Annotated in this window: 6 protein-coding genes; all 6 read left to right on the forward strand. The window is 37.3% G+C overall.

The features are described 5' to 3' along the window. The first annotated feature begins 56 nt into the window (after nucleotides 1-56). Entirely contained in the window at nucleotides 57-560 is a 504-nt protein-coding gene (locus QVP40_RS12920) for an HD domain-containing protein (RefSeq protein WP_022068805.1), read from the forward strand. A gap of 12 nt (nucleotides 561-572) precedes the next feature. Further along, nucleotides 573-1,412, forward strand: a complete 840-nt coding sequence (locus tag QVP40_RS12925) for a pyridoxamine kinase (RefSeq protein ID WP_022068806.1) — start codon at nucleotides 573-575, stop codon at nucleotides 1,410-1,412. Next, nucleotides 1,399-1,668: a TIGR04076 family protein gene (locus QVP40_RS12930; RefSeq protein WP_087415762.1), complete on the forward strand. Its 270-nt coding sequence runs from the start codon at nucleotides 1,399-1,401 to the stop codon at nucleotides 1,666-1,668. Before QVP40_RS12925 ends, QVP40_RS12930 begins: the two co-directional genes overlap by 14 nt. A 1-nt stretch (nucleotide 1,669) precedes the next feature. Next, the gene (locus QVP40_RS12935) at nucleotides 1,670-2,845 is read left to right on the forward strand and encodes an aspartate aminotransferase family protein (protein WP_022068808.1); all 1,176 of its coding nucleotides are present in this window, start codon (nucleotides 1,670-1,672) and stop codon (nucleotides 2,843-2,845) included. A 133-nt stretch (nucleotides 2,846-2,978) separates the two neighbouring features. Continuing rightward, nucleotides 2,979-3,410, forward strand: coding sequence for a LytR/AlgR family response regulator transcription factor (locus QVP40_RS12940; protein WP_288200570.1), 432 nt, complete (start codon nucleotides 2,979-2,981; stop codon nucleotides 3,408-3,410). Between the two features lie 9 nt (nucleotides 3,411-3,419). Next, entirely contained in the window at nucleotides 3,420-4,682 is a 1,263-nt protein-coding gene (locus QVP40_RS12945; protein ID WP_022068810.1) for a sensor histidine kinase, read from the forward strand. The last annotated feature ends 48 nt before the right edge of the window (nucleotides 4,683-4,730 follow it).

Consider the following 4,730-nt stretch of genomic DNA (forward strand, 5'->3'; position numbering starts at 1 on the left):
GAGGGAAAGAGTTGTTGGCACTTTGTTTAAAAGAGGAAGTGAAATAGGAGGACTTTATGAATCTGGAAAAAATAGTCGATCTTTTAACGCAAGAAATGATTGCTTTCAATCAAAACGATCCCCAGCGTATTCACCATTTGATAAAGGTGCATCGCTTTGCACAGATGATTGGCCATATGGAACAGCTGGATGAACACACCCAGTTTTTAGCCGAATGTGCAGCACTGGTACACGATATCGGAATCCGTCCGTCAGAAGAAAAATACGGAAGGTGTAATGGAAAATTGCAAGAGCAGGAAGGTCCTGCATATGCTCGAAAAATGTTAAAAAAGCTTAAGTTTGAAGAAGCAGATATTGAACGCATCTGCTATTTGGTTGGCCATCATCACACTTACACAGATATAGACGGGATTGACTATCAGATTCTTGTGGAAGCGGATTTTTTAGTGAATTTTTATGAAGATAATCTGGGAAAGAACACAGTAGAAACCACATTACAGAAGATTTTTCAAACAGAGTCAGGAAAAATGCTGTGCAGACTTTGTTATTTGAGTTACTGAGGGAGTATGGCTATGGAAGATAAAAAGCAAACTCGAATTTTACTGGTCAATGATATGGCGGGGTATGGAAAGGTCGCCTTATCTGTCATGATTCCTGTTTTATCTCACTTGAAATTTGAAACTTTCAATTTGCCGACTGCACTCGTTTCCAACACTCTGGATTATGGGCAGTTTGATATTTGGGACACAACAGAATATATGGAAAATACGCTTCTGGTATGGAAGAAACTCATGTTTTCTTTCGACGCAATCTGTACTGGATTTATTGTGTCAGAAAAACAATCATGTCTCATATATGAATATTGCAAAGAACAACAAAAATCAGGTACTTCGATTTTTGTTGACCCTATTATGGGGGATGACGGAAAACGATACAATGGTGTGACAGATCAAGCAGTCACTTATATGAAACGGTTGTGTTCTATTGCAGATGTGATTATCCCCAATATTACGGAGGCGTGTTTTTTATCCGGATACACAGTTAAAAACACCTATTCTGAGGTGGAAATTGAAGTAATCGCAAATCGACTACATATGCTTGGTGCTAAATCGGTTGTGATTACAAGCGCAAACATTAACGGAAGAATGTTTACTGTTGTAAAAAACTCTCCGAAAAATTCGTGTGTCTTGCTCCCTTATGATGAAATACCGGTGCGTTTTCCGGGCACAGGGGATATTTTTATGGCAATTGTAGTAGGGCATTATTTAAAATCAGGACTGCTTTTAGAGAGCGTAGAAATCGCAATGAGACAACTCGAAAAAATTATTTATGCCAATGTGCATGATATTGATAAATACAAGGGAATTCCCATTGAACAATTTTTGGAGGAAATCAATGATGAAAAAGCCTAAAATTAAAATCAGTTTAATTGATCAAAAAGGTCATATGGGGTGTCATCGTGGTCATCAAATTGGAGACACCTTTGACTTTGATACCGAAAGAGGCAATCTCTGTCCAATGGCCATGCATGTGGCTTTCCCTTACATTGACATTCTGCGGTACGGCGGAAAACTTCCCAGCCAACCGGATGGCTCCATTGTATTCTGTTGTCCAGATGTGGATGTGATCAATGTGTTTAAAATTGAAGTGGTGGAGGAAAAAGACTGAAATGAATCCTTATATTGAACAAGCAAATCAGCAGTTTGTTCCTGTATATAACCGTTATCCTATTGTCTTGGATCATGGAGAAGGTATGTACCTTTATGATACAGAGGGAAAACGGTATCTGGATTTCGGGTCTGGAATCGGTGTGTGTGCCCTGGGATATCACGATCCGAATTACACACGCGCACTGCAAGAACAGATGGAAAAGCTGCTGCACACATCTAATCTTTTTTATAATGTTCCGGCAATTGAAGCTGCAAAGCTGTTTAATCAGGCATCAGGTATGGAGCAGGTGTTTTTCACTAACTCTGGAACGGAAGCCATTGAAGGTGCAATTAAAATTGCTAAGAAATATCATTTTTTGAAGCATAATAATCATAATGGAGAGATTATTGCCATGAAGAAATCCTTTCATGGTAGATCTATGGGAGCATTATCGGTAACGGGAAAAGCAGCCTACCAGAAACCTTTTGCTCCTATGCTTGCCCATGTTAAATTTGCTGACTTCAATGATCTGGAAAACGTCAAACGTTTGATTACTGACAATACCTGTGCAATTTTCATGGAAACAGTACAAGGAGAGGGCGGAATTTATCCTGCCACTGATTACTTCATCAAAGGAGTTCGAAAGCTCTGTGATGAGAACGAAATTTTGATGGTTTCGGATGAAATTCAATGTGGCATGGGTAGAAGCGGGAATATGTTTGCGTATCAATTGTATGATATTGTTCCCGATATTGTTGTTTCGGCAAAGGCTTTGGGATGTGGAGTTCCGGTAGGTGCAATTGGAACCAGAGGGGCAGCGACCGGTGTATTGCGTGCAGGAGATCATGGTACAACTTACGGTTCCAATCCTCTGGCAGCAGCAGCCGTTACTGCTGTATTCCAGTTTTACCAACAGTATGACATATTAGCGAACGTCAGGGCGATGACGCTCTATCTGGATAAGGCGTTATCTGAATTGGCTGCCCAAAAAGTTGTAATCAAAGAGGTGCGTGGATTGGGCCTTATGAAAGGCATTGAACTGTCTGTGCCTGCTGCACACTTCATAAATGCTTTGCAAGAAGCGGGGATTATCGTAATTCCCTCGGGTTCACATGTAATTCGTCTGTTGCCTCCGTTGATTTTGCAGAAAGAGCATATTGATGTGTTGGTAAATGCACTTAAGACCATATTATAATTTAGTGCAATATATTTGTTTTATACATCATAGTTTTTTTTACAAAACAAGGGTGTTTTAGTGGAGAAAACACCCTTGACAAATCTCTTTCCAGATAGAAATTGTGTATATATCCTCCAAAACACATTATGCCATGGATCTTTTCCAATGCAGACCTTTAGATTTTCTTGTAAAGCCACTTAAATATTCAGAAGTTTCCGGATCTCTGGAAACCATGAAAAAAAGGCATATAATTAATAAGAAAATATTTGTATATTCATCAAATAAAACTGCAAAAAGAATACCTGTTGAGAATATTATGTACTGCATCAGCCAAAACAAGCAAATTACAATGGCTCTTCACACAGGAGAGTACATCCAATTTAGAGGAAAACTCAGCGATACTGTAAAAAAACTGCCAGATATGACCTTTATCCAAATACATAAATCATATTTGATAAATCTTAATTATATATCAGAATACTCTGCTGACAAAATAAAAATGACGGATGGAACAGTACTTGGAATTTCTCCGTCAAAGAAAAAAGAGGTAAAGGTAAAATTTATGCAATATGAACTGCTTTGAGGATAAAATATGGAAGGGATCTTATTAGGAATTATAGGAAATATTATAAGAGTATATGCTATATATCGTGGAATGGAGGTACTTTTTGATTCAAAAAAAGAACTTCGATGGCATAAAATTTCAGCTTATTTTTGTTTCATTCTTTTTACAAGCGCAGGATATTATCTTGTACATCAGGTTTATATAACATTTACTTTGAATATTCTTTCTCTGAGTATAATTTCTTTGTGTTACACAGGTACTGTCCTGAAAAAAATCGTTGTAGTCACCAGTATCTATGTAGTAAACATTATGACGGAAAGTTTATTACTATTTATGCCTGAATCATATCCCGGGCAGGATTCCGTTACAGAAGGGATCCTCCAATGTATCATGGGAATGGGAATGTTGGTAATTGCAGTCCTTTATGAAAAGACAATCAAATTGCGAACAAAAAATATGGAACTTCCTGTATATCTATGGGGAAGTGTTCTTTTAATTCCATTACTAAGCTTTGCCATGATGCTAAAAATAACAATGATTAGAAGAAATTTCGGCGAATCTGTAACAGAACTTATTTTAGGTATTTTAATTATTAATGTACTAATTATATATCTATATGATGCTCTGCAGAATTATTATAAAGAAAAAGCCGATAAAGAGAATCTGGAAAAGCTGGTATCCGGATACAGCCGGCAGTTGAATATTATGACGGAATCCTATGCGCAGATCCGAGAAATACGTCATGATTTGAAGCATCATATTTTTTCGCTTACACATCTCATTCAGAATAATCAAAAAGCAGAAGTTCTGAATTATATCGCTCAAATGGAACGTCATATCTGCAATCCGGAAGAATATGCCTCTTCTGGAAACAAAGAAATTGACAGTATATTAAATTATTTCCTGAATGAAGCCAAAGAATCTTTAGATCAGCTTCATGTACATATTGGAATTTCCAACGAGCTGAATCTGAACAGCTTCTATGCGAGTGTTGTGATTGGAAATCTTCTGGAAAATGCAATTTCTGCTTCACAAAATTCAGAAGAAAAATATTTAAGCATTAAACTGATAGAGACCAAAAATGCGCTGCTTATAAAAATCGAAAACAGCTATGACGGTATTATTTCTCACAAAAACGGAAATCTAACTACCAGAAAAAAGGAAAAAGGCAGCCATGGAATCGGCCTTCAAAGTGTAAAACGAATCGTAACAGAAACTGGTGGAGTATTAGAAACAAGTTGGGATGATAAACATTTTTATATATCTGCAATGCTTTTTCAAACCAAATAATTTCTCAAAGGGGGCTGTCGGGAAATAGATAGTTCTAAATAGGGGCAG

The organism is Blautia sp. CAG:257, from assembly GCF_000433815.1.
Taxonomy (GTDB): Bacteria; Bacillota; Clostridia; order Lachnospirales; family Lachnospiraceae; genus Blautia_A; species Blautia_A caecimuris.

What these genes read in the sequence shown, in the direction of transcription:
- QVP40_RS12925 (WP_022068806.1), top strand. Translation starts at nt 573, where the DNA reads ATGGAAGATAAAAAGCAAACTCGAATTTTACTGGTCAATGATATGGCG.
- QVP40_RS12935 (WP_022068808.1), top strand. Translation starts at nt 1,670, where the DNA reads ATGAATCCTTATATTGAACAAGCAAATCAGCAGTTTGTTCCTGTATAT.
- QVP40_RS12920 (WP_022068805.1), top strand. Translation starts at nt 57, where the DNA reads ATGAATCTGGAAAAAATAGTCGATCTTTTAACGCAAGAAATGATTGCT.
- QVP40_RS12945 (WP_022068810.1), top strand. Translation starts at nt 3,420, where the DNA reads ATGGAAGGGATCTTATTAGGAATTATAGGAAATATTATAAGAGTATAT.
- QVP40_RS12930 (WP_087415762.1), top strand. Translation starts at nt 1,399, where the DNA reads ATGAAAAAGCCTAAAATTAAAATCAGTTTAATTGATCAAAAAGGTCAT.
- QVP40_RS12940 (WP_288200570.1), top strand. Translation starts at nt 2,979, where the DNA reads ATGGATCTTTTCCAATGCAGACCTTTAGATTTTCTTGTAAAGCCACTT.